Source organism: Bacillus sp. UNCCL81, from assembly GCF_900112535.1.
GTDB lineage: Bacteria > Bacillota > Bacilli > Bacillales > Bacillaceae_G > Gottfriedia > Gottfriedia luciferensis_B.
The window spans coordinates 145,612-170,136 of sequence record NZ_FOMF01000008.1 but is presented as its reverse complement, the minus strand read 5'-3'; the positions used below and the strand labels follow the sequence as shown (position 1 = coordinate 170,136).

24 protein-coding genes and 1 riboswitch are annotated in these 24,525 nt (G+C 33.2%); of the genes, 19 read left to right on the top strand and 5 right to left on the bottom strand.

The window, feature by feature from the left end:
- Window positions 1-126: 126 nt before the first annotated feature.
- The 17 genes from dsdA to BM319_RS17645 all read left to right on the top strand — a co-directional run bounded on the left by dsdA (window position 127) and on the right by BM319_RS17645 (window position 14,974).
- Window positions 127-1,464, top strand: a complete 1,338-nt coding sequence (dsdA, locus tag BM319_RS17725) for a D-serine ammonia-lyase (protein WP_091023917.1) — start codon at window positions 127-129, stop codon at window positions 1,462-1,464.
- A 309-nt stretch (window positions 1,465-1,773) separates the two neighbouring features.
- Window positions 1,774-3,249 carry an aminotransferase class V-fold PLP-dependent enzyme gene (locus BM319_RS17720; RefSeq protein ID WP_091023915.1) on the top strand — a complete coding sequence of 492 codons (1,476 nt, stop codon included), beginning with the start codon at window positions 1,774-1,776 and terminating at the stop codon, window positions 3,247-3,249.
- A 672-nt stretch (window positions 3,250-3,921) separates the two neighbouring features.
- Window positions 3,922-4,182 carry a metal-sensitive transcriptional regulator gene (locus tag BM319_RS17715; RefSeq protein ID WP_069033194.1) on the top strand — a complete coding sequence of 87 codons (261 nt, stop codon included), beginning with the start codon at window positions 3,922-3,924 and terminating at the stop codon, window positions 4,180-4,182.
- A 135-nt stretch (window positions 4,183-4,317) separates the two neighbouring features.
- A complete protein-coding gene (locus tag BM319_RS17710) occupies window positions 4,318-4,794 on the top strand; it encodes a DsrE/DsrF/DrsH-like family protein (RefSeq protein ID WP_069033195.1) in 477 nt (158 codons plus the stop codon).
- 20 nt (window positions 4,795-4,814) lie between these two features.
- On the top strand, window positions 4,815-5,111 hold the full coding sequence (locus tag BM319_RS17705) for a rhodanese-like domain-containing protein (RefSeq protein ID WP_069033196.1): 297 nt from the start codon (window positions 4,815-4,817) through the stop codon (window positions 5,109-5,111).
- Between the two features lie 54 nt (window positions 5,112-5,165).
- Window positions 5,166-5,738, top strand: coding sequence for a sulfurtransferase TusA family protein (locus tag BM319_RS17700; protein WP_069033197.1), 573 nt, complete (start codon window positions 5,166-5,168; stop codon window positions 5,736-5,738).
- Between the two features lie 44 nt (window positions 5,739-5,782).
- On the top strand, window positions 5,783-6,910 hold the full coding sequence (locus tag BM319_RS17695) for an MBL fold metallo-hydrolase (RefSeq protein WP_091023913.1): 1,128 nt from the start codon (window positions 5,783-5,785) through the stop codon (window positions 6,908-6,910).
- A gap of 21 nt (window positions 6,911-6,931) precedes the next feature.
- Window positions 6,932-7,159, top strand: a complete 228-nt coding sequence (locus tag BM319_RS17690) for a sulfurtransferase TusA family protein (RefSeq protein WP_069033199.1) — start codon at window positions 6,932-6,934, stop codon at window positions 7,157-7,159.
- Between the two features lie 68 nt (window positions 7,160-7,227).
- Window positions 7,228-8,019 carry a sulfite exporter TauE/SafE family protein gene (locus BM319_RS17685; RefSeq protein WP_069033200.1) on the top strand — a complete coding sequence of 264 codons (792 nt, stop codon included), beginning with the start codon at window positions 7,228-7,230 and terminating at the stop codon, window positions 8,017-8,019.
- A 198-nt stretch (window positions 8,020-8,217) separates the two neighbouring features.
- On the top strand, window positions 8,218-8,568 hold the full coding sequence (locus tag BM319_RS17680; RefSeq protein WP_091023911.1) for an ASCH domain-containing protein: 351 nt from the start codon (window positions 8,218-8,220) through the stop codon (window positions 8,566-8,568).
- A gap of 5 nt (window positions 8,569-8,573) precedes the next feature.
- Window positions 8,574-9,008, top strand: a complete 435-nt coding sequence (locus BM319_RS25140; protein WP_091023909.1) for a hypothetical protein — start codon at window positions 8,574-8,576, stop codon at window positions 9,006-9,008.
- Window positions 9,009-9,300: 292 nt separating this feature from the next.
- A riboswitch (SAM riboswitch) is annotated at window positions 9,301-9,418 on the top strand.
- A gap of 176 nt (window positions 9,419-9,594) precedes the next feature.
- Window positions 9,595-10,611, top strand: a complete 1,017-nt coding sequence (locus tag BM319_RS17670) for a methionine ABC transporter ATP-binding protein (RefSeq protein ID WP_091023907.1) — start codon at window positions 9,595-9,597, stop codon at window positions 10,609-10,611.
- Window positions 10,601-11,269: a methionine ABC transporter permease gene (locus BM319_RS17665; protein ID WP_091023905.1), complete on the top strand. Its 669-nt coding sequence runs from the start codon at window positions 10,601-10,603 to the stop codon at window positions 11,267-11,269. Before BM319_RS17670 ends, BM319_RS17665 begins: the two co-directional genes overlap by 11 nt.
- On the top strand, window positions 11,266-12,114 hold the full coding sequence (locus tag BM319_RS17660) for a MetQ/NlpA family ABC transporter substrate-binding protein (protein WP_069033205.1): 849 nt from the start codon (window positions 11,266-11,268) through the stop codon (window positions 12,112-12,114). Before BM319_RS17665 ends, BM319_RS17660 begins: the two co-directional genes overlap by 4 nt.
- 46 nt (window positions 12,115-12,160) lie before the next feature.
- On the top strand, window positions 12,161-13,351 hold the full coding sequence (locus BM319_RS17655; protein ID WP_091023902.1) for a M20 family metallopeptidase: 1,191 nt from the start codon (window positions 12,161-12,163) through the stop codon (window positions 13,349-13,351).
- Window positions 13,352-13,624: 273 nt separating this feature from the next.
- Window positions 13,625-14,014, top strand: coding sequence for a YidH family protein (locus BM319_RS17650; RefSeq protein WP_069033207.1), 390 nt, complete (start codon window positions 13,625-13,627; stop codon window positions 14,012-14,014).
- A gap of 84 nt (window positions 14,015-14,098) precedes the next feature.
- The gene (locus BM319_RS17645) at window positions 14,099-14,974 is read left to right on the top strand and encodes an alpha/beta fold hydrolase (protein WP_091023900.1); all 876 of its coding nucleotides are present in this window, start codon (window positions 14,099-14,101) and stop codon (window positions 14,972-14,974) included.
- Between the two features lie 603 nt (window positions 14,975-15,577).
- On the opposite strand, the gene BM319_RS17640 is transcribed toward BM319_RS17645, so the two are convergent.
- The 4 genes from BM319_RS17640 to BM319_RS17625 form a co-directional block, all read right to left on the bottom strand.
- Window positions 15,578-16,699, bottom strand: coding sequence for a Ger(x)C family spore germination protein (locus BM319_RS17640; protein ID WP_091023898.1), 1,122 nt, complete (start codon window positions 16,697-16,699; stop codon window positions 15,578-15,580).
- On the bottom strand, window positions 16,696-17,766 hold the full coding sequence (locus tag BM319_RS17635) for a GerAB/ArcD/ProY family transporter (protein ID WP_091023896.1): 1,071 nt from the start codon (window positions 17,764-17,766) through the stop codon (window positions 16,696-16,698). Before BM319_RS17635 ends, BM319_RS17640 begins: the two co-directional genes overlap by 4 nt.
- The gene (locus tag BM319_RS17630; RefSeq protein ID WP_091023894.1) at window positions 17,759-19,114 is read right to left on the bottom strand and encodes a spore germination protein; all 1,356 of its coding nucleotides are present in this window, start codon (window positions 19,112-19,114) and stop codon (window positions 17,759-17,761) included. The genes BM319_RS17635 and BM319_RS17630 overlap by 8 nt, the downstream gene beginning before the upstream one ends.
- Window positions 19,115-19,247: 133 nt before the next feature.
- Window positions 19,248-20,600, bottom strand: coding sequence for an Nramp family divalent metal transporter (locus BM319_RS17625; RefSeq protein ID WP_069033213.1), 1,353 nt, complete (start codon window positions 20,598-20,600; stop codon window positions 19,248-19,250).
- A gap of 313 nt (window positions 20,601-20,913) precedes the next feature.
- Between BM319_RS17625 and BM319_RS17620 the strand changes: the two genes are divergently transcribed.
- Window positions 20,914-21,474, top strand: a complete 561-nt coding sequence (locus tag BM319_RS17620; RefSeq protein ID WP_091023892.1) for a DEAD/DEAH box helicase family protein — start codon at window positions 20,914-20,916, stop codon at window positions 21,472-21,474.
- Between the two features lie 255 nt (window positions 21,475-21,729).
- On the opposite strand, the gene BM319_RS17615 is transcribed toward BM319_RS17620, so the two are convergent.
- Entirely contained in the window at window positions 21,730-22,344 is a 615-nt protein-coding gene (locus tag BM319_RS17615; RefSeq protein ID WP_069033215.1) for a TasA family protein, read from the bottom strand.
- Window positions 22,345-22,703: 359 nt separating this feature from the next.
- Between BM319_RS17615 and BM319_RS17610 the strand changes: the two genes are divergently transcribed.
- Window positions 22,704-24,434, top strand: a complete 1,731-nt coding sequence (locus BM319_RS17610) for a M4 family metallopeptidase (RefSeq protein ID WP_069033247.1) — start codon at window positions 22,704-22,706, stop codon at window positions 24,432-24,434.
- Window positions 24,435-24,525: the final 91 nt, after the last annotated feature.

Sequence of the window (24,525 nt, the reverse complement as noted above, 5' to 3'; positions counted from 1 at the left end):
AGTTTGAATCAAAATCTAAACCAATCTCTTTTCATGTGAATTTACAAAAGATTAACAATCAAAGCTATTCAAGTGATAATATCTGATAAACTACATATAAACAGATTAAGTCTAGGAGGTATATAGATGGAAAGAATTGATATACAGACATATATAGAAAATTATCCAACCCTAAAAAAACTGATGAACTTAGAGGAATATCTTTGGTTGAACCCAAATTTTGAGACGTTTCAAAAAGCAATGAAACTGTCACCACTTACTCAAGATGATGTAAACGATGCGGATGAGCGATTAAAAAGGTTTGCACCATATATTTCAAAGGTTTTTCCAGAAACAAAAGATACAAACGGCATTATTGAATCTCCTTTGGTACAAATTCCTTCTATGAAACAATCGTTAGAGAAAAATTTCCAACAAACTATATTAGGAGAATTATTTTTAAAATGTGATAGCCATTTGCCAATATCAGGATCAATTAAAGCAAGAGGTGGCATTTATGAAATATTAAAGCATGCTGAAAGCCTAGCTATAAAGCATCATCTATTAAAGATTGAAGATGATTACTCAAAAATAGATAGTGATATTTTTAGAGAATTTTTCTCCAACTACTCAATTGCTGTAGGGTCCACTGGTAATTTAGGTATGAGCATTGGCATTATTAGTGCTAAGTTAGGTTTTAGAGTAACCGTACATATGTCAGCGGATGCAAAGCAATGGAAAAAAGATTTACTTAGAAGTAAAAATGTAAATGTTATTGAATACGAGGCGGATTATAGTAAGGCAGTAGAAGAAGGACGAACTCAAGCAGAAGCAGATCCTAATTGTTATTTTGTAGATGATGAAAATTCAAATGATTTATTTTTAGGATATGCAGTAGCAGCTTCACGTTTAAAAAAGCAATTTGAAGAATTAGACATTACAATAGATGAAAATAATCCATTATTTGTTTATTTACCTTGCGGAGTTGGAGGAGGACCAGGTGGTGTCGCATTTGGTCTGAAACTATTATTTAAAGATAATGTTCATTTCTTTTTTGCTGAGCCAACTCATTCTCCTTGTATGTTGATTGGATTAATGACAGGTCTTCACGATCAAGTTTCTGTACAAGATTTTGGCATTGATAATAAAACGGATGCAGATGGCCTAGCTGTAGGGAGACCATCTGGTTTTGTAGGAAAAATCATCGAGCCTTTTTTAAGCGGTAGCTACACAATAAGTGATGAAAAACTATACACCATGTTAAAAGAGTTAGTTGATACTGAGGATCTTTATTTAGAACCGTCGGCACTAGCTGGTATGATTGGTCCAATTAAATTATTTAAAGAAGGCAAAGATTATTTACTAAAAAATAATTTATCGAAAAAAATGGAAAAAAGTACCCATGTCATTTGGGCTACAGGTGGTAGTATGGTCCCAGAAAAAATGATGAAAGAGTACTATCAAAAAGGGTCTCTTTTTAAATAAAATAGATAGTGTAAAATTTTACTAATATTTTAAAAGTGAAAAAATTCTTTTAATACAGAATAATATGACATATATTTGTATATGTAAATAAGTTTTCTATTTAGATTTTGACGCAAGATATTTTCTAATTGGTTCTGTTTTAAAACTGATAAATTACTTTAAAAAAGCCATTCCGTCATGAGCGGACTGGCTTCAGTGCATTTTGTATAATACCCTATTGGGTATTGGAATACTCGGTTTTATCTTAATTATCTAAACAGAGCTTCCGATTAAAAAGCACACAACATTTTCTCATTAGGAGCGATAAAATTGAATTTAGAAAAGTATTTTTCACAATTTAGAAAAGAGATTATTGGAAATGAAAAAACATTCTTATCGCCATTTGGTGAAAAGAACATTATTTATTTGGATTGGGCTGCAAGTGGTAGGTTATATGGACCAGTTGAAGAAAAATTACTTTCAACTTTTGGGCCGTATGTTGCAAATACGCATACTGAATCAAATATTACTGGAAGCACGATGACGAATTGTTATCATGAAGCATTACAGATTATAAAAGAGCATGTTAATGCAAGCGCTTCCGACACAATCATTACGGATGGATCAGGTATGACTGGAGTTATGAATAAATTTCAACGCATTTTAGGCCTAAAAATACATGAAAATTTCCACTTCCGTTTAAGTATACCTGAGGAAGAAAGACCAGTTGTTTTTATAACAAGTATGGAGCATCATAGCAATCATACTTCGTGGTTGGAAACGATTTGTGATGTAGAAGTTGTACCTAATTGTACTAATAATGTAATCGATTTAAACTATTTAAGAAATCGACTTGAGTTTTATAAAAATAAACGAAAATTAATTGGATCTTTCAGTGCTTGTTCTAATGTATCTGGATTAATTACACCTTATCATAAGCTAGCTAGACTATTGCATGAATATAATGGCGTTTGTTTTGTGGATTTCTCAGCTTCTGCGCCGTATGTTGACATTGATATGCATCCTAGTGATCCGATGGAAAAACTAGATGCCATTCTGTTTTCTCCACACAAATTTTTAGGAGGACCTGGTAGTAGTGGAGTTTTGATATTTGACTCTACAATGTATCAAAATAAAATCCCTGATCATCCAGGCGGAGGAACTGTTGAATGGACAAATCCATGGGGGGAGAAAAAATACATTAACAATATTCGTGAAAGAGAAGATGGCGGTACTCCAGGATTTCTGCAAACAATTAGAACAGCTCTTGCAATTAAAGTAAAAAATGCAATGGGTACAGCGAATATATTAAATCGTGAAGAAGAATTGGCACACATCGTATTAGATGAGCTTCGTACAATTGAAAATGTAGTCTTACTTGAAGATTCAAGTAATCCACGATTAGGTTTTTATTCTTTTTATTTAAAAGATATTCATCATAATTTAGTAGTTAGATTGTTAAATGACCGTTACGGTATTCAAGTACGAGGTGGTTGTTCATGTGCGGGTACTTATGGACATATGCTACTGAATATTACAAGAGAAATGTCTAAAGCAATTACAGATGAAATCGATAATGGCAATATTAGCGTAAAGCCTGGTTGGATTCGCATGAGTGTCCATCCAACGACTACGAATGAAGAAGTAGTCATATTCACTAATGCTTTAAAAGATATAATTCAAAACATTGGCGAATGGTCTAATGATTATCTTTATTTAAAAGAGAAAAATGACTTTATTCATAAAGACGAAGCAGTTATGGAAGTAGGTACTTATTTTGAGATGGGGATGACTGTAAAATCTTAAAATTTCAAGGTAACGCTTGAAAAACAATCTTGTCAATTAATTATCAAGTTTTCGTAAAAGGAGTAGAATGATGTTGATTTCCATTACAGGATGCTCGCTTTCCATGGGGCGAGATTCTTTAGCCTCCTCGGCAAGCCTGCGGGGTCTTTAGCCTTCCCGCATATCCCATAGGAGTCGAGCATCCCTCCATTCCAATCAACTAATCCATCAAAAAAAGTTTATGATAAGAACATAATTTAATATCCTTTACTTAGTGCAATATAACAGATAGTTAATCAGTTTGAGGTCAATCGAGCACGAGCACCAACTTATATATAGTATCATTTGAAATTATTTTATCTAAAATTTGTTCTAATATTTTTAACTTCTGAAAAAAACAATTACTATAGTTTAACATTAAATAATAAATCACTAAATTTAACATTAATAATGTTCCACTTAATATTGTTTTTCCGTTTAAACTGTTTTATATTGCAAAACTTTGAAAAAAAAGATTACATTATTGTGATCTTTTTTTACATATCTACTTTTAACTTACTAAAAGAAGACTAATTTATATAAAATTAAATGGTTGACAATATACCCTGTGGGGTATATATTTTAAGTAAGAATATCGCACATATATTCTTAAAAAAATGGTTAAGCTTAGTTTTATAAGTTAGGGGTGATTTAATGAATTATGATGATCCAGTAAAAAATAGAGTAAAGCGAATTGAGGGACAGATTCGTGGAATTTTAAAAATGATGGAAGAAGATAAAGACTGTAAAGATGTCATTACACAGTTATCAGCAGTTAAATCAGCTTTGGATCGTACGATTGGCGTAATAGTAAGCTCAAATTTAGTTGATTGTGTCCGAAATGCGAATGAAAACGGGCAAGATGCCGAAGATTTAGTGAAGGAAGCAGTAAACTTACTTGTAAAAAGTAGATAAGAAGAAATGGTTTGACACCATTTTTTATTTTTAATATCATATACCCATAGGGGTAATAGTATATATAAGATATAATATATTTTTTTGTTTTTTAATATACCCCAATGGGTATAAAGAACGAGAAGGAGAAGGAATATGACAACTAAGAAAACAAATATCATTTTATTTAGTGGAGATTATGATAAAGCAATGGCCGCCTATATTATTGCGAACGGTGCAGCAGCTTTTGATCATGAAGTAACCATTTTTCATACATTTTGGGGACTAAATGCTTTACGAAAAAGTGAACATGTAGCAACAAAAAAAGGTTTTATTGAAAAGATGTTTGGAAAGATGATGCCTAGAGGCGCTGATAAAATGGGACTTTCTAAAATGAACTTTGCTGGTTTCGGTCCAAAAATGATTAAGGATATTATTAAAAAGCATAATGCAGTTCCTTTGCCACAATTAATTGAAATGGCCCAAGAACAAGATATAAATTTAGTAGCATGTACAATGACAATGGATCTGTTAGGTCTACAAACCGAAGAGTTATTAGAGAATATTCAATATGCTGGTGTTGCAGCCTACTTAGGTGAAGCAGAAGAAGGTCAAGTTAACTTATTTATTTAATTAGAAAGGATTTGAATGACATGAATGAAATTACTGCGATTGAGCTTGAAAATGAATTGAAAACTGGAAAAGAAGTAAATATTATCGATGTACGTGAGGTAGATGAAGTTGCAGCTGGAAAAATCCATGAAGCAATTCATATTCCACTTGGGTTAATCGAATTTCGATTACATGAATTAGATAAATCAAAAGAATATATTATGGTTTGTCGTTCAGGTGCTCGAAGTGGGCGTGCAACGGAATTCCTTCAATCTCAAGGGTTTAACGTTAAAAACATGGTAGGCGGAATGCTTTCTTGGGAAGGAAACGTAGAATAATTTTTTTGATTAAATTAATACCCTAGGTGGTATCATAAGTGCGGAGGTCATAATATGGAGTTCATTAAAACTAACATGAAATTAGATGCAAAAGGATTAGCTTGTCCAATGCCGATTGTAAAGACTAGAAAAGCAATGAAGGATCTAGATAATGGACAAGTGATTGAGGTTCAAGCGACTGATAAAGGTTCAAAAGCAGACATTAAAGCTTGGGCGGAAAGCACTGGAAATCAATATTTAGGTACAATTGAAAATGGAGAAGTATTACTTCATTATTTAAGAAAATCTTCAGATGAAAATACAATTGAAAAAAGATTTGAAAACGTCATTTCGAACGATCAATTAAATCAAAAGCTACAAAACGAAAATATAATCGTTTTAGATGTAAGAGAAGAAGCAGAATATGTATTTAATCATATACCAAATGCGGTATCAATCCCTTTAGGTGAATTGGAGAACCGTATGACAGAATTAAATAAAGATAATGAAATATATATTGTTTGCAGAACTGGAAACCGTAGTGATCTTGCTGCTCAATTACTGTTTTCTAGCGGTTTTACTAATGTATTTAATGTCATTCCTGGAATGACTGAATGGTCTGGGAAAACAACGAGCATAAAAGGTTAATCTAATTTTTTTTGAATGAAATTATACTATAGGGGGTATAAGATATGGCAGTCACAGCAATGTCTGCAAAAGAGATTACAAAAAAAATATTTGATAAAGAAGAACTATTTATTCTAGATGTACGAAATACTGATGGTTATAACGATTGGAAAATTGAAGGTTCAAATTTTGAACATTTAAATATACCTTATTTTGATTTACTTGATGGGGTTGAAGATATTTTAGATAAGATACCTACAAGTAAAGATGTTTTAGTTGTGTGTGCTAAAGAAGGGTCTTCCATCATGATTGCAGAGATGCTTTCAGACGAGGGACTAGACGTAGCTTACCTTAAAGGCGGAATGAAAGAGTGGAGTGAACATCTAGAACCAGTAAAAATTGCAGATTTGAAAAATGGTGGAGAGCTGTATCAATTTGTCAGAATCGGCAAGGGATGTTTATCCTATATGGTTATCTCAAATAATGAGGCAGCTATATTTGATTCTACTCGAATGACGGATCTCTACATTGATTTTGCAAATACAAAGAACGCAAAAATCACAAATGTATTTGATACTCACCTTCATGCAGATCATATTTCTGGTGGTAGAAAAATTGCTGAGATTACGGGAGCAACATACTGGTTACCGCCAAAGGATGCTAAAGAAGTTACTTTTGAATATAGTCCATTAGAAGATGGTAATAAGGTATTGATTGGTGAAACGTCAATCAATATCGAGGCTCTTTATTCACCAGGTCATACAATCGGATCAACTTCATTTGTTATTGATGAAAAGTTCTTACTTTCTGGTGATATTTTATTTATCGATTCAATTGGTAGACCTGATCTTGCTGGTATGGCAGAGGATTGGGTAGGGGACTTACGCGAAACCCTTTATAAAAAATACCGAAATTTATCGCTTGAATTAATTGTGCTTCCATCACATTTTATGGTGATTAGTGAATTGAACGAAGATGGTAGTGTTTATAAGAAACTAGGATATTTATTTGATCAGAATCATGGATTGAACATTGAGAGTGAAAGTGAGTTTAGAAAATTAGTAACTGAGAACTTACCTCCACAACCCAACTCATATCAAGAAATCCGTGAAGTGAATATGGGCAAAATTAATTTAAATGAAGAAAAACAGAGAGAAATGGAAATTGGTCCAAATCGCTGTGCAGTACGATAATGAGACTTGGAGGAGAATAGAATGAAAACTACAAAATTATTAGATGCAAAAGGTTTAGCATGTCCAATTCCAATTGTAAAAACAAGAAAAGCAATTGCAGAGATTGAAGCAGGCGAAGTACTTGAAATTCATGTAACTGATAAAGGTGCTAAAAACGACCTTGCAGCTTGGGCTAAATCAGGTGGACACGAATTATTAAATTATACAGAAGAAGACAATGTTTTAAAATTTTGGATTAAAAAGGGATAAGTTAAAAGATTAATATGAAAAGGAGAGTTAAGAGTCACATCTCCTTTTCTATTATAGGGGGACTTAAAATGGAATGGACCTTAATTTTAGTACTTTTCTTAGTTGGTTTTTTTGGGTCCTTTATTTCAGGGATGGTAGGAATTGGTGGAGCGATTATAAATTATCCAATGCTCTTATTTATCCCTCCATTATTAGGATTTGCTGCTTTTACACCACATCAAGTCTCAGGTATAAGTGCTGTCCAAGTAGTATTTGCAACTTTAGGTGGGGTATTAAGTTATCGTAAAAGCGGTTATTTAAATAAAAAAGTTATATTAAGTATGGGAATAAGTGTACTAATAGGAAGTTTTCTTGGTGGATTTGGTTCAAATCTACTTTCAGAACATGGTATTAACCTTGTTTATGGTATTTTAGCAATGATTGCGGTCGTTTTAATGTTTATTCCTAGAAAAAACGTCGAGATGTCAGCAGATGGTCAAATTTCAATTAATGTTTGGCTTGCTTCAGGTTTGGCATTTATCGTTGGAATTAGTGCGGGTATTGTTGGTGCAGGAGGAGCATTTCTGTTAGTACCAATCATGTTAACAATCTTAAAAATACCAACTCGTGTGACAATTGCTTCGTCATTAGCCATTACATTTATCTCTTCAATAGGCGTAACGATTGGGAAAATCTCTACTGGTCAGGTTGAAATTTTGCCTACAATTATTGTTGTTATTGCAAGTTTAATTGCCTCACCATTAGGAGCAAAAATAGGCAAAAAAACAAAAACGCAGGTTTTACGAGGAATTCTGGCAGTATTAATTGGTTTTACCGCTTTGAAGATTTGGATTACGATTATTAAATCATGGATTAGCTGAATGAGTATTAACTGTAAAAAACAGAAAAACTATCTTGGGAGTTTTTCTGTTTTTTTATTGGTCCCTATTATGGTGGTACTTATTGCAATATTCTTAAATAAAATTTGCTAATCATGTACTAATTTAATTAAAATGGAACTAGTCGTTTTTTTTAATAGACTTAACTATAAAATTAAAATGAAATGGAGAATGGATTAAATGTCAAATCAAAATGAAACGAACGCTTTACCACCAAAAACATGTACGATTGAACGCCTTGTTACTCTTCAAGAGGATGTCAAAAAGGTATTAGCAGGACAAAAAACTGCTACTCGCCGAAACGGAAGATATGCAGATGTTGGGGAAGTGATGACCCTTCAAAATCACCAGTATGTTGTTGAAAAAGTTTATTCTCAATCCCTTGGTGAATTAACAGATGAGGATGCTAAGCAAGAAGGCTATGCGACAGTGGAAGAGTATAAGCAATCGATCTTATCAATCCATCCTGGAATGCCTTGGCTGCCAAAAATGAGGGTATGGGTTCATGAGTTTCGTCTCATCCAAGATTAATTTTTATGCTGTATAGACTGCTTCTTTACATACATATTGCTAGTGTAATTTTATCGATTGGTCCTTTTTTTGTATTGATTCCTATACTTAAAAAGCTGCATACCACACAGTCCGCGATACAACAGAGCTATTTGGATGTATTCCGGTTTGCTGTCAGATTGGCAAAGCATGCTGGGCATGTACTGGTTGGATCAGGGATCTTGTTGGTACTAGCGGGCCATTGGTCGTGGAAAACATCTTGGATTGTGATGACTATTCTTCTTTTGGTGAGTTCATTATTTTTCCTAGCTAGAGCCTTTTCACCGACCATTCGGAAATTCAGTGAACCAACCCATGACGGGAGAATGTTGATTCAGAAGCTTCGTCGATCTATCTGGATTTACATCGTTCTTTTGATGATCATGCTATGGTTCATGGTGGTAAAGCCTACATTATGGTAGGCACAATTCAAAAAAGCAGACAAGTTCTATCCTTGTCTGCTTTTTTTCCTTCTTTTAAATGAATTACTAATAAAAACTAAAAAATGTGTATCTAGACCTATTCCAAACGGTTTATGAAATAAGTTTCTTGATTTGAATATGAAGGACCTAAGACTTATGCCAAACAGTGTGTTTAATAAAATTACTATTATCAAAACTCAATTTTGACTAAAAAATTTAAAAATAGTTCTTGACGGATTATAAAAAGAGAGATAACATGAACACAATAATTTAAAAACTTAATAAATTCTATTACTTATCCAGAGAGGTGGAGGGACTGGCCCTGCGATACCTCGGCAACGGGTTTGTTGTTTCGTAACAAATACCGTGCTAATTCCTGCAAATCGTTCATGCGATTTGAAAGATAAGAAGTAAAGTGGCTTATATATTATAACCCCTCTTCTTATCTGTTTTCTTGGATAAGAAGAGGGGTTTTTTGATGAGGTGCCATAGGAGAAAAAGGGGGATATATAGTTATAAAACCTAGTTTTCAAATCTGTTTACTTAGTTATAGTGAATTGAAATAACTTGCATTGGGGGAAGTAATTTGATTGAAATTAAAAATGTCTCCAAGGTTTATCCTGGAAGACCACCAATTAAAGCTATAAATAATATTAATATGAAAATTGAGAAAGGAGAGATCTTTGGGATCATTGGTTTTTCCGGAGCAGGAAAAAGTACATTGATTCGTTGTTTAAATAGACTTGAGGAGCCAACAGAAGGATCAGTTTTCATTGATGGATTGGACTTAATGAAATTAAAAGATGAAGAGTTACGTAAGACACGTAGAAAAATTGGTGTCGTCTTCCAACACTTTAATCTACTTTCTGCCAAAACGGTATTTGATAATATAGCAATGCCGCTATATCTAGAAGGAAAAAAGAAACGAGATGTCCAGGAAAAGGTAATGGAGTTAATTGAATTTGTAGGACTTACAGGGAAGCAAGATGTATTTCCGGGCCACTTATCGGGAGGACAAAAGCAAAGAGTGGGGATTGCAAGGGCACTCGTAACAGATCCAGATCTTTTGCTATGTGATGAAGCTACATCTGCATTAGACCCTGAAACAACAAAGAATGTATTAGAGCTTTTAAGGAAGGTAAATAAATCCTATAATCTTACAATTTTCCTTATTACCCATGAAATGAGTGTAATTCGTGATCTATGCGATAAAGTGGCCGTCATTGATAATGGTGAAATTGTAGAAGAAGGTAATGTTTACGACGTATTTACGAATCCACAAAAAAGTATTACAAAGAATTTTGTTAACACAGTATTACAAAATGAGGTGCCATCTAAGTTATCGAAATCATTATCAAAGGGAAAATATTATCAATTAGTCTTCCTAGGTGACAAGGCAGGTAACCCATTATTATCAGAGGTTCTTAAAAAATTCGATATCCATTTAAATATTCTTTATGGATCCATTACAGAGCTACAAGAAAGACCTTATGGGAATTTGCTTGTGGCACTAGAAGGAACAAAAGAGGAAAGCGCAAAAGCTATAAAATTTATTTCGGAAAAGGGGATAGACGTAAGGGAGGTTGAGTTAAATGGAGCTTAATTGGGAATTCTTTTGGCCGCAGTTTTTGCAGGCAACTCAAGATACATTTCTAACTGTGCTAGGGTCATTTATTTTTGGCACAATCATAGGATTGCCGTTGGGTATAATCCTAGTTGTAACAAGGCCAGGTCATATAATGGAAAACAAACCTTTATTTACGTTGTTAAATACCATTATAAATATTGTTCGATCTGTACCATTTATTATTTTACTAGTTGCCATTATACCGTTTACTAGATTATTGACGGGAACGTCCATTGGTGTAATTGCAGCAATTGTTCCGCTTTCAATCTTTGTAGGACCTTATTTGGCAAGATTGATTGAGAATTCCATGCTAGAAGTTGATAAAGGGGTGCTAGAAACAGCCTATTCAATGGGAGCAACAAAGTTTCAAATCATCTTGAAGTTTATTTTACCTGAAGCGATTCCATCGTTGATTCTATCATTTACAACTGCAACGATTGGATTGATTGGATCGACTGCGGCAGCTGGTGCCGTTGGTGCTGGGGGATTAGGTGACTTAGCTATTACATATGGTTATCAGCGCTTTGAAACATTGGTTATTGTCATTACAGTTGTATTACTAGTAGTTATTGTTCAACTCATACAAAGTTTAGGAAATACGTGGTCAAGATATGTAAGGAGGAAAAGAGGATGAAAAAGTTTTTTACTATTTTTGCAGCATTATTATTAACGGTTTCGGTATTATCAGCATGTGGTTCTAAAGCATCATCAGGTAACGGAAAGGAGAGAACGGTTAAGATTGGTATTAACGGTGATGACTATGAACTTTGGAATATTGTACAAAAACAAGTAAAAAGTGAAGGCATTAAATTGAAAATTATTTCATTTTCAGATTATGTTCAACCTAACACAGCACTTAATGACGGTAGTCTTGATTTAAATGCTTTTCAAACGATTACGTATATGAACCAATTTAAAGGTGATCATAATTTAGATATTTCTGCGATTGGCTCGACGGTGATTGCGCCAATGGGAATTTACTCACATAAGTTTAAAAAGTTAAGTGATATTCCAGATGGAGCAACTATTACGATACCAAATGATGTTACGAATGCAGGCCGTGCACTTAAACTATTACAATCTTCAAAGTTAATTAGTTTAGTAGATAATTTTGACCCTAAAGGAAGTATTGAACAAATTAAAGAAAATCCTAAGCATCTAAAAATCAAACCGATTGCTGCAGGGCAAACAGCTAGATCATTGGATGATGTGGCAGCAGCTATCATCAATAATGGATTTGCCGTTCAAGCAGGCTTAGACCCTGCAAACGATCCACTTTATAAAGAAGATCCAAATGATAAAGCAGCTATGCCGTATATCAATGTTATTGCATCTCGTACGAAGAATAAAAATGACAAGGATTTTTCAAAGATTGTAAAGGCTTATCAATCAAAAGAAGTTCATGATTACATTATTAAACGTGACAAAGGCGCTACGGTTCCAGTAGTCATTTCGGTTGATAAAATTAAAAATCTATAAAGCTAGTTCATGCTTATTTAAAAGAATGGAAGGGAGATCAGTTTAAATGACAGTTAAAATTGAAACACAAAGAGAACAAATTGTGAAAAGTATTGAGGAATCGAAGGAAGTTTATCTTGAAATTAGCCACAAGATTCATGAGAAACCTGAAATTGGCAATCAAGAATTTTTTGCATCAGAAACACATACTAAAATTCTAGTAGAAGCTGGTTTCGATGTAACACGTAATATAGCGGGGCATGAAACAGGCTTTGTAGCAAGGAAAAAGTCATCTAAGCAAGGACCGACCATCGCTTTTTTAGCAGAATACGATGCACTACCTGGTCTTGGTCATGCATGCGGACATAATATTATTGGAACAACAAGTGTGGCAGCAGGAATCGCTCTTGCTGAAGTTATTTCTGAGACCGGAGGAGAGGTTGTCATATTTGGAACACCTGCAGAAGAGGGGGGACCAAATGGAAGCGCTAAGGGGAGTTTCGTAAAACACGGATTACTAGAAGGTGTTGATGCAGCACTTATGCTCCACCCAAGTGGTAAAACAGGTTTATCGAGTCCAACTTTGGCAGTAGATCCATTAGACTTCCATTTTTATGGAAGAGCTGCCCATGCTGCTGGATCACCAGAACATGGAATTAATGCTTTAGATGCAGTAATCCAATTATTCAATGGAATTAATGCCCTTCGTCAGCAACTTTCTAGTGATGTACGCATACACGGAATTATTACTCATGGAGGCGATGCACCAAATATTATTCCAGAATATGCTTCAGCAAGATTTTTCATCCGTGCCAGTACTTGGAAGCGTACAGAGGAAGTATCAACTAAAATTCGAAATATTGCCGAAGGAGCAGCACTTGCAACTGGTAGTACAGTGAAAATTGAAAGATTCCAAAATGAAGTCCATGATTTTATTATCAATCAATCTCTTGATGAGATTGTAGGTGAAGAACTAAGCCTATTGGGTGAAGAAGTAAATGGCAAAAGCGGTGGTCTTGGATCCACTGATGCAGGAAACGTAAGCCATGTTGTTCCTACTTCTCACGCATATATTAAAATTGGACCTGATGATTTAATAGCTCATACGAATGAATTCCGTGAAGCTGCAAGGTCGCCACTTGGTGATCATGCTCTAGTAACGGGGGCAAAAGCATTGGCTCTTACAGGCTATCGTTTAATTACCGAAAAAAACCTTTTGGAAAAGGTTCAAAACGAATTTCAACAAACAGAAAAATAGTTAGATTGAACGGTCAGAAAGATGGACTGAATTACCATCTTTTTGATCGTTTTATTTTTGATAGCTAATACTAATGCTGTTATTTGTTCTATTTATATAGAAGTCTTCTGTTAACTCCTTCGTAAATAATATAGATTTACTTTACCCCATTTCAATTTTATCAAAACGTAATCTAAGTTTTACTAAATCTTAAATATTAAAGATTAAACTAAAACTAAGATATGTTTTCGTTAAGTTTATCACTCTATAAATCTTTGATTGGGGTAATTTAATATGGTCTCTTTAAGTAAAGTAAATGATTTATCAGATGAAAGTGTTAAATATGCACAACAGCATCTAGCTAATGAAAGGACATATTTAGCATGGTTGCGAACTGCAATCTCAATTACTGGTGTAGGGTTTTTAACAACGTCACTACACTTTACAATTAAAATTAGTGATAACCAATTCATTAATACATTAGCAATTTTTCTTGGCATATATGCATGTGTTGTTGGTTTTATTACGGGTGTATTAGCTACTATTCAGTACAGTAAAAAGCGGAAAGAAATTCAAAATGGAAAATTTTTACCTACTCATAATTCAATTATTCTTGTATCAATTCTATTTTCTTTTTTAATATTCATGATTGTGTTGTATTTGTCATTATTATTATTTAAATAGACCCGAATCTTTTCAGTATTTTCTCTCTAGTTTTTATAGGGATATTTTTATAAAAATCGAATATTACATAAAGTGGACACTAAAATGAATGGAGTGATTAATATTTTCTATCCTGAGTCTCGGTTTGAATCGATTAATGGAATGGAGCTTCATTTTGCAGAATGGGGAGAAAGAAAAAATCCAACAGTTGTTTGCTGGCATGGTTTAACTAGAAATGGTAGGGATTTTGATATTTTAGCTCGTCATTTAGCTAAGGATTATCATGTAATTTGCCCAGATACGATAGGACGAGGATTAAGTCAGTGGAGCACCTCTCCTGAGCAAGATTACTGTTTTGAAAACTATGTAAATATAGCGATTGGTTTATTAGACCGTTTAGAAATTGAACAAGTTCGTTGGGTAGGGACTTCGATGGGTGGAGCAATTGGAATGCGACTTGCTGGTACGCCGAAACATCTAAATCGTATTTCCCATTTAGCATTAAATGATATTGGGGCAGGAGCTTCAGAAAACCAACCACAAGATATTGAAGGAATTAAGAGAATTATTAGCTATGTTGGAACACCACCTCAATTTAAAACATTTACTGAATTGAAGAATTACTATAAATTAATTTATCATTCATTCGGTGTTTCGAGCGAAGAAGAATGGAATGATTTTACGCAAAACTCTTGCCGTAGAAGAGATGAGGGTGGAATTGGCCCTGATTATGATCCAAAGATTGCTTTACAATTTCAGCATACAGAAGATTTAACTTTGTGGAATTACTGGGAGGCTATTCAATCAAAAATTTTACTTATTCGAGGAGAAGTTTCGGATGTCTTGCCACTTGATGTAGCATTAAAAATGAAGGAAACCCAGAAGTTTCAAATGGAAACAATACCTAAAGTTGGTCATGCACCTGCATTAAATACGAATGAGCAAATTTCAATCATTGATGAATTTTTAAAAAAAGCTTAGGCAATATACGATATTTAGTCTGAAAATGGGGCTGTCCTAGAAAGTCGGTTTAACTGACACAGGGGCGTCCCCTTTATTTGTAAAAAGAACGCATCAATTTTAATGTACTTACGTTTCGTGTTCCTGGTAGTAGTGGGAGGTATCTCAGATGCGTTTTCATTTGTAGTTGAGATTTAAAGAAAATGTAGGTGGTTTTTATCAATTTTTTTATTCGATTTTGTATGAATTAAAGGGTTTTCCAATCGAAAGTATCAACAATCTTACAATTTTAAGGTCATATTACCTTTACTGGTATGGGTAATTTCTATTCATATTTGCGATTCTCTCGGATTTAATTGCAGTTTTACAAATTTTAATTGCGATTCTCTATTTTTAATTGCAGTTTTGCCAATTTTAATTGCGATTTTCAGATTTTATTTGCAGTCCGCTGTTTATTTGCAACTTTTCATCCTTTATTTGCGCAGATGCATCCCTTATTTGCAGTTCAAACTTTAAACACCATAGAATTAGACTTTGTTAGACAAGCTAGTATGTTTTATCATCAAAAATTAAATTTTAATAAACATAAAAAAACAGAAAAATCATTAAGATTTTTCTGTTTTTTTATGTTTCAAGAACCCCTGTACTTGATATATAAATATTAAATTTTGGATGGATTTGAATTGTAGGATATTTTTTGTCCCAGTCCAATGATTTCCATAGGTTAGGATTATGCTCCTTAATGTATCGTCCAACACCTATAACATCGCTATTTGCTTGTTGAGTTTGCTTAATTACGTCTTTTGCTCTTTTATTTAAATCTTTTTCAATCATTGACTTTATTTCTTTTTTAGATAAATGTTGTCTATTTGTAGATTCAGCAATTCTTAATTTTACTTTTATTGGAATATCAACATCAATTTTAGTATTTGACGCATGGACAATCAATTTTCTCGAAGGCCTGCGTATTTCGTAGGATAGAATATTGTATGGTGATACATTTGAATTTTCTTTTTCTATCCTAGTAGAGAGTAAACTAGTAGTGTTAAACTGATCCATCATCATCAACATTAACGGAGCATCAGATTTTTCAATATATTTACCAGTGTAAGATCCTTTATGAAATAGTCCAGCTCCTAACACACCAGCATGTTTATCCTTTGTTTCATCAATTACAGGTAATACTAAGTCAATCCCAACATCTGTAATCAGTGTAAATACTTTCTGAAGATCCATATTTGGAATAATTGATAATCTTTTTGCTCGATCCACTGTTTCATTAATAATAAATGAAATTGGTTTATTCACGTTTTCTAATGTTAGAATATCTTTTGCTTGTTGTTTGTTCGTTACAACAACATTCACATTTACATTTGTAAATGGAGTACGGTTAAACTGGTCTAAGATAAATTGGAATTTTTCTTTCGAGAAATCTTCTCCTAATAAGAAAAGTCTTGTTTTAGCAGTTTCAATTCCACCAGGTAAAACCGTTTGAACTTTCACTGCGGCATCAGTTATTGAATCTGCTTCTGTAGTAATTAATTCATTTTCTAAATCAAATGCCCCAGTTCCTTTACCAATAATATTTAAAATTGAAGCATTTAATTCAATTTTATGATCTTGTTTAATGTCAAAACCTAGTCCATTAATTAACATTCGATCTTTTATTGGTCTCTGATCCCAGCAACCAGTACATATTACAGTAACGAAAAGTAGGGAGAGCAAACTGGTTAATTTTTTTATCAAGTTATCAACCTTCTTACTTTATTTACGATAAATAATAGGCACGGAATGACGATGATGAAAATAGTGTCAAAGTATATACTGATTCGTAGAAATTGTATTTTGTCTATAATTGGTATTGAAAATATAGGATATGTACAAATCAAAATGAAAGAGATGACGATAACAATTAAAGTGCGATTTTGAAATTTAGTTTTGAACTGTTTTAGAATGCCATCGCTAAGAATATAGAAATAAATAATAATTGATAAAGCGATTATGATTGTCCAAAAACTTAGTAAAATAATATGAAGATTTTCGACCATTTGTAGCTGATAGCCTTTGATAATATAGAGTATTGGGTACGTTATCTTTGTACTTTGGTAGTGACTTAGTGATACATAGCATGTCAATACAACAAATGTAAATAAGATTGTTGAAACTAGGTTGGCCATTGAAATAGTAAATAGCTTCTTTTTTGTCTTTTCAAAATGAGTGGATAGGAAGAGAAACACTTCAAATCCTAACATGTTTACAAATGATGAGCTCATTCCCGAGCTGATCTTTCTAATCCCACTACCGCCAACTGGAAGTAATCTACCAAAATGAGCATCTTTATAAGCAAACATTAAAAAGAGAATGACAAAAATAAAGATAAACGAAAAGGATAAAAAAGTTCGTCCAATCGTTTGAATATCTTCTTTGGCAATAAAAATTGCTGTAAGTATGAATAGACAGAAAATAATCCAAGGAGGAGTATTTGGAAACATCCAATTATTAATAACGTCAACAAACTCGATTGATAATTTGATACAAATATAAAAAAAGTATAAAAAATAACAAGCATTAATGAAGTTGCCAATATAAGTAGTCATTAACGTTTTTGTATACTCAGTAAAGGCTTTATCTGGAAATGACTTATACAAGCTGTAATAGATGAACAAAAGAACTTGGATGAAGACACCTGTCAGCAAAACTGAAATCCATCCATCAGGTCCGGCTTTTTTATAAACAGTATAAGGTAGTTGAGAAATCGTAACACCAAATTGTGTAGTCAGAATGATAAAGAATAAGTGTTTATTTTTAATCATGTTTTTTTACCTTTTTACTATTAAGAAGTGTAAATTCTTTAAAGCCTGGATTTTCAACATAACGCTCGCCGAACAACTTGATTTTAGAAAGATGGCAGACAATCATTAACATTCCAAAGGAGATCCCTAAAAATCCAAATATTGAAGCTAGTATTGTAAGTGGAAGGCCAATTAATCTTGCAGCCGTTGACATTTCTTTCACTGGAATTGTAAAAGATGCAACAGCGGTTAAGGCTATTACTACAATCATTGAATTTGATATTAAATTTGTTTGGACAATAGATGTTCCAATCACAATCGCACCAACCGTACCAATTGTTGAACCTACTGCTTGTGGTAAACGTAAGGATGCTTCTCTTAAAAGCTCTAAGAAAATTTGCATCGTAAGGGCTTCTAAAAGCGGAGGTAAAGGTACATTTTCTACCGATAATTTAAGAGTATAAAATATTCCAATTGGTAAAATATTTGAATGAAATGCAGTAACTGCTATATAGAATGCTGGTAATAAGACGGACATCCAAAAAGCAATAATCCTAATTGCATAAAAAAATACGCCAAGCAACCACCGTAAATTAAAATCCTCGGGACTTTGAAAAAAACTATATAAATTAGAAGGAAATAATAATGCATTTGGGTCGTTATCTAGTATTATTGCTGGCTTACCTTTTAATAAATGCTGAAATGTACGATCAGGTCTCTCTGTACGCATTACTTGAGGGAATGGCGAAAAAGGAGATTCCTCTAGTAAAGTATGTACTTGGATAGATTCTACATAAGGTTTAGATTCAAGGGTTTTTAAGTTTTTCTCTAACTTTTCTATCATGTTTTTTGGAATTAGCGTATTAATATAAAACAATGAAAGAGTAGTAGGAAACTGTGACCCTAATGTCATATTTTTAATGACAAGTTCTTTAGAGCGAATTCTTTTTCGGATTAATGTAGTATTTGTTTTTAAACTTTCAACGAAGCTATCGTGCGTTCCAGCAATAACACGTTCTGAACTAGATTCTTCAATCGAACGATCAATTTTTTGAGATATCGAAAAGGCAATTCCTTTTTCTCCATAAATAATAGCTACATTGCCATCAATTATTGCTTGAATGCAATCTTCTTTCGAATGTAATTCCATCGTTTGTAAAACACTGGATTCTACTTTATCTTCTTTTGGATTATAGATGATTTTTTGTAGTAAATGGGTTTGAACATCATCAGAGTCTATCATCGTATCTAAATAGCAAAGATGAAGAACTTTACCATCACATATAAATTTTCGGTATTGAAAATCAGCACTTGAATGAAATTCATCTTTTAAGTCCTGAATAAAAGGGATTGTTTCATTTTCCTTCAAAGTGCATCAACTCCTTCACTATATTAATAGTATGAGTCAGCAAATAAATGGTTATGTATGGAAAGTAACGTAACTGTGGATAAATAAAAAAAGATTGAACTAATGTAATGTAACATCTGTTCAATCTTTTTTATTATTTAAAGAATGTTGCCCAAAGTAAATATACATTTAATACTGCAATAACTGAAGCAATCGTCCAAGCTACTGACTTGAGCCAAGTTTTATTAACAAATTTACCCATTTTCTTAGCATCACTAGTGAACATAACTAGTGGTATAACCGCGAAAGATAACTGTAAAGATAAGATTACCTGACTTAGTATTAATAAATCTGCAGTTCCTTTTGACCCGTAAAAATAAGTGACGATAAGAGCTGGTGTAACAGCAATTAAACGAGTAATTAATCTTCTTATCCAAGGTTTAAGCTTAATATTTAAAAAGCCTTCCATTACAATTTGCCCAGCAAGAGTACCAGTTAAAGTAGAATTTTGACCTGAAGCCAATAATGCCAATCCGAAAAATGTACTTGCTAAAGTCGTACCGAGTAATGGAGTAAGAAGCTGGAATGCATCCTCAATTGATGCAACACTTGTATGACCCGATTTGTAGAAAGTTGAAGCAGCTAATATTAAGATCGCTGCGTTTACAAACAATGCAATCATCAATGCAACTGTTGAGTCAATTGTTGCAAATTTAATCGCTTCTTTCTTACCAGCATCTGATACATCAAACTTTCTAGTTTGAACGATTGAAGAGTGAAGATATAAGTTATGAGGCATAACAGTTGCCCCTAAAATTCCTAAAGAAATATAAAGCATTTTTGGATCTGTAATAACTTGAGAACTTGGAATAAATCCACCAAATACAGCTTTTACATCAGGTTGAGACATAATCAATTCAAAAACAAAACTACCAGTAATTAATATGATTAATGAAATAACAAAAGCCTCGATATACCTAAATCCTTTATTTTGTAAAAGTAAAACAATGAATATATCTAAAGTTGTCAAACAAATTCCATAAAACAACGGAATACCAAATAATAGATTTAAAGCGATGGCTGACCCTATTAATTCAGCTAAGTCACATGCAGCAATTGCAGCTTCACAAAGCACCCAAAGCATAAATGATACAGGTTTACTGAAGTGGTCTCGACATGCCTGAGCTAAATCTCTACCGGTAACGATACCTAATTTAGCAGCTAATGATTGTAGAATGATGGCCATAAGATTAGAAATTAAAATAACAGATAATAAATTGTAATTAAATGCAGATCCACCTGCTATTGAAGTTGCCCAGTTTCCAGGGTCCATATATCCAACTGCAACTAAATATCCTGGGCCAGCAAATGCTAGAAACTTACGAAAATTACTAGCTTTCTTTGGAACAGATAATGAACGATGAACCTCTTGCAAACTAGGTTGTGTATGTTCCTGTCTCCATCCAGCTTCTTTATATATGACTTTTTCTTGTGATTCTTGTGACATGTTTCCCACCACCTGTTTTATTGTGCACATCAAATAGTTTTTCCCTAGGGAAAGTTTTTTAAATTATATGCTGATTTTAACACAATAGTTCCCAAATGTAATAAAAAATTTTTGATAACTTCGTAAATTTTTAGTAAACAGATAATATACGTAGAATATTTTCGTTTTCTTTTGTTTCTGCTTTTTTAATATTTCTTATGCAATTTTTCAGATAGTTCTTTTTTAAAAATATACTGACGTTTATTATCGAGTTAATTATTTTTAAGTGTGATATACTAGTCGAAAAATTCAGTTATATTTGGGAGAGAGTTCTATGAAGTTTGTATTAGTATTTGGGCCTCAAGCAGTCGGAAAAATGACTGTAGGGCATGCACTAGAAAAAATAACAGATTTAAAATTGTTTCATAATCACATGACAATCGATTTAGTTAGTAAGTTTTTTGATTATGGAACAAAGGAAGGGAGTAGATTAGTTAATTTATTTCGAAATGAAATATTTGAAGAGGTGTCCAAAAGTAACTTATACGGCATGATTTTTACTTATGTTTGGGCTCTCGATCTAAAATCTGATTGGGAATATGTCGAGAAAGTTTGTACCATATTTGAGTCAAAAGGGGCGACAACCTATTTTGTTGAACTTGAAGCAGAACTCGATGAGAGACTTGCACGAAATAAAACTCCGCACAGATTAGAACATAAGCCAACAAAAAGAGACATTGAATGGTCTGAAGATAATTTATTGAAGACAATGGAAAAATTTAGATTAAATTCGATAGAAGGGGAAATTCAGAAGGAAAATTATCTTAAAATAAATAACACAAATATGAGTGCAGAAGAAGTTGCTAAATTAATTAAAGAAAGATTTGATTTGTAAGTAGTAATTAATAGATTCACTTCTAACTTTCATTTTAATAATGTTTACCCATTATTGTAGAAAATTGCTTTTGTGAATAAAAAAGTTTTTTCTAACGATAACGAATAGATTTATCCGTTTAATTTTACTTCATCACAACTTTGCAACTGTTAACTTACACCTACTTAATTGACAAGCTTCGCAAGCAAAGTGGTCAGCTTCTTAAGGGAAAGTTAAACCACCTAATTAGTATATTAGGTGGTTATTTGTTATGTATTAGTTGTTGTTAGGATCAGTGTCGTCGTAGTATGTACCGCCACCAGTTTGAGCATTAAATGTCCAATCAACTTTTAATTTATCGCCTTGGAATTGATTTTGGTCTTGTCCATTATCAACAAACTCGAATAATACGAAAATCTTTTCCTTTTGACCAGCAGGAATGCCATCTGGATCCTTTGTGCTACCTACGAATTGATTGATTTCTGTTAAATCAGGAGTTTGATTTTGTAAGTCATATAATGATGTTTCAACGATCTCATTTGTAGCACTGCTAGTGTTGTACATAATTGTAACTTTAATATTCTTAGCTAAATCTTCAGTGTTATCATTTTTTACGTCTTGGATTTGATATTTAGTGTTTAATAGAACTTTATTAATATCTAAAGTACCATTGTTTTCTAAAGTAAACTCACGATATACTTCATCACCTGGTTTTAAATTACTAATGTTTACAACAGCATTAGGGTTCATACTTAAGTCTAGTGTACCAGATGCAAATGTGTTATCAGTTTTAATTGTATCGCTAAAATACGCAAATGTACCTCCACTAATTAACGATAATCCAACTGCTCCACTCATTACTACTTGACCAATTCTCTTAGTAAAACTCATTCCATGTTCCCCCTTAAGGTTAAGTTATTAAACTCTTAAGCTTTTATAGTGCTTAAGAGATCTAACAGATTTTTTAACTCAGAGTAAGAACTGTTCTGTGATGTTTTCATTATCGAGAACTCCTTCGCAAAAAGCCCTGTTGGAATCCATTATTACTTAATTTTCAGAAAATTAAAACCGGGTTATTTTGATTAGAAATTCATGAAATTTTTATCGAATTTAAACGTAAAAAGACAAAATGCAAGGTAAATACTTGCAAAAAAGAACCCGCCCTTGACATATTGATTTAAAACATTATTTTCTGAATAATTAGAAATGTGGTTGCAACACAATTCAAATAAGGGGTGAATGTTTTGAAAATGAAAAATGAAAAAAGAATGAGAAAGAAGACTATTCCAGCTGTTATGGCTTTAACTGTTGCTTTTTCAGGTGGATTAACAACTTTACCTTCATTTGTAAATGTAAAAGCAAGTGCAGCAACAGTTAATGAAGCATTGAGTAAAGAAGAAGTAGTAAAAGCATACCTTAATTCAAAACTTGATAGTGGATTTACTAAATCTGTAACACCTTATGATCAATTCAAAATTATAAGCGAACAAACGGATAGTACGACCAATACATACCATGTAAGAACTGTCGAACAGTATAAAGGAATACCAATCTATGCCTCTGGACAGACTGTAGCGTTAGATGAGAATAATAACGTAATTGCCTCATTTGGTAATGTAACGAAAAATTTAAGTCGTTCTATAATTCCAAGTGAAGCAGCAATTTCTGAGGAAGAAGCGGTTAGTATTGCAAAATCAAAGGTAGAAGATCAAATTGGTGAAGTTAAACGATACGATGGAATTGATACAGAATTAACGCTTTATCCGTTTAAAGGTAAGTACTATTTAACTTATTTAGTAAAGGCATCAACTTCAGTTCCAGCACCTGGATATTTTCACTATTTTGTAGATGCGACAAATGGACAAATCGTTGATAGCTTTAATGCAATTGATTATGCTTTACCAGAGGTGACTCCAGTAGCGGGTAGAGGACTGGATGTAAATGGAAAAATGCAATCATTTGCTGCTGTGAAAGATCTTAAGACAGGTACAAGTTATTTACATGGTGCCTCTGTATATGGATCATCTCCTAGCACACTTAATACTGTTCTTTTGAATACATATGATGCTCATCGTATGCCAGAAACAGCATTTATCCTTCTTTCAGGTTTATTAGGGTTTACTGGATTTGAAGTACAAACAAATAGTTCATCTAACTTTTTCTATGACCCAGCTGCGGTATCTGCTCATATGAATGCTGATAAAATTAATAAGTACTATCAACTATCGGTGAAGCGTAATAGTTTAGATGGGAAAGGTATGTCATTAACAAGTACAGTACATGTTGGTTCGAAGTGGAATAATGCTGCTTGGAATGGAAAGCAAATGTTATATGGTGATGGCGATGGTATTGTCCTTGGTTCGTTAGCTGGAGGATTAGATGTAACAGGACATGAAATGACTCACGGTGTTATTTCAAATTCAGCGAATTTAACATATAAAGGGGAGTCAGGGGCTCTTAATGAATCAATTGCCGATATTTTTGGACAATTAGCGCAGGATTATTTAGAGTATCAAACAATCGCTACAACGGACCCTAAATGGGAAATGGGAGAAACGATCTATACTCCAACCAAGCCTGGTGATGGGGGACTTCGTTCTCTAAGTGATCCAGGTTCTAAACGTGTTAGTACAACCTATATGCCTTCTGGTTACTATCCGGATACGTATGATGAGCGATACTTAGGTGATTTAGATAATGGTGGAGTTCATATTAATAGTGGAATTAACAACAAGGCTGCTTATTTAATTGCAAAGGGCGGTACGAATAATGGATATACTATTAAAGGATTGGGTAATGCAACCTTACAACAAATATTGTATCGTGCTTTAACCCTTCATTTAACTCCTGCCTCTAACTTTAAAGATATGCGTGAGGCTCTAATTCAGTCTTCTAGAGAGATGTATCCTGACAAAAATGGAGTGCCTTCTGCACAAACAAAGGCAGTAATGGATGCATATTCTTCTGTAGGTATAAATTAATAAGAATCAACTTCTTAGACCAAACCGCGCAAGCGATTTGGTCTTTTAAATAAGTACTTTTTTCAAAACTTATAGAAATAGAATAGGAAGA

Excerpts from the sequence above, each read along its gene's own strand:
- dsdA (WP_091023917.1), top strand. The coding sequence starts at position 127 with ATGGAAAGAATTGATATACAGACATATATAGAAAATTATCCAACCCTA.
- BM319_RS17715 (WP_069033194.1), top strand. The coding sequence starts at position 3,922 with ATGAATTATGATGATCCAGTAAAAAATAGAGTAAAGCGAATTGAGGGA.
- BM319_RS17710 (WP_069033195.1), top strand. The coding sequence starts at position 4,318 with ATGACAACTAAGAAAACAAATATCATTTTATTTAGTGGAGATTATGAT.
- BM319_RS17705 (WP_069033196.1), top strand. The coding sequence starts at position 4,815 with ATGAATGAAATTACTGCGATTGAGCTTGAAAATGAATTGAAAACTGGA.
- BM319_RS17700 (WP_069033197.1), top strand. The coding sequence starts at position 5,166 with ATGGAGTTCATTAAAACTAACATGAAATTAGATGCAAAAGGATTAGCT.
- BM319_RS17695 (WP_091023913.1), top strand. The coding sequence starts at position 5,783 with ATGGCAGTCACAGCAATGTCTGCAAAAGAGATTACAAAAAAAATATTT.
- BM319_RS17690 (WP_069033199.1), top strand. The coding sequence starts at position 6,932 with ATGAAAACTACAAAATTATTAGATGCAAAAGGTTTAGCATGTCCAATT.
- BM319_RS17685 (WP_069033200.1), top strand. The coding sequence starts at position 7,228 with ATGGAATGGACCTTAATTTTAGTACTTTTCTTAGTTGGTTTTTTTGGG.
- BM319_RS17680 (WP_091023911.1), top strand. The coding sequence starts at position 8,218 with ATGTCAAATCAAAATGAAACGAACGCTTTACCACCAAAAACATGTACG.
- BM319_RS25140 (WP_091023909.1), top strand. The coding sequence starts at position 8,574 with ATGCTGTATAGACTGCTTCTTTACATACATATTGCTAGTGTAATTTTA.
- BM319_RS17665 (WP_091023905.1), top strand. The coding sequence starts at position 10,601 with ATGGAGCTTAATTGGGAATTCTTTTGGCCGCAGTTTTTGCAGGCAACT.
- BM319_RS17660 (WP_069033205.1), top strand. The coding sequence starts at position 11,266 with ATGAAAAAGTTTTTTACTATTTTTGCAGCATTATTATTAACGGTTTCG.
- BM319_RS17655 (WP_091023902.1), top strand. The coding sequence starts at position 12,161 with ATGACAGTTAAAATTGAAACACAAAGAGAACAAATTGTGAAAAGTATT.
- BM319_RS17650 (WP_069033207.1), top strand. The coding sequence starts at position 13,625 with ATGGTCTCTTTAAGTAAAGTAAATGATTTATCAGATGAAAGTGTTAAA.
- BM319_RS17645 (WP_091023900.1), top strand. The coding sequence starts at position 14,099 with ATGAATGGAGTGATTAATATTTTCTATCCTGAGTCTCGGTTTGAATCG.
- BM319_RS17635 (WP_091023896.1), bottom strand. The coding sequence starts at position 17,766 with ATGATTAAAAATAAACACTTATTCTTTATCATTCTGACTACACAATTT.
- BM319_RS17625 (WP_069033213.1), bottom strand. The coding sequence starts at position 20,600 with ATGTCACAAGAATCACAAGAAAAAGTCATATATAAAGAAGCTGGATGG.
- BM319_RS17620 (WP_091023892.1), top strand. The coding sequence starts at position 20,914 with ATGAAGTTTGTATTAGTATTTGGGCCTCAAGCAGTCGGAAAAATGACT.
- BM319_RS17615 (WP_069033215.1), bottom strand. The coding sequence starts at position 22,344 with ATGAGTTTTACTAAGAGAATTGGTCAAGTAGTAATGAGTGGAGCAGTT.
- BM319_RS17610 (WP_069033247.1), top strand. The coding sequence starts at position 22,704 with ATGAAAAATGAAAAAAGAATGAGAAAGAAGACTATTCCAGCTGTTATG.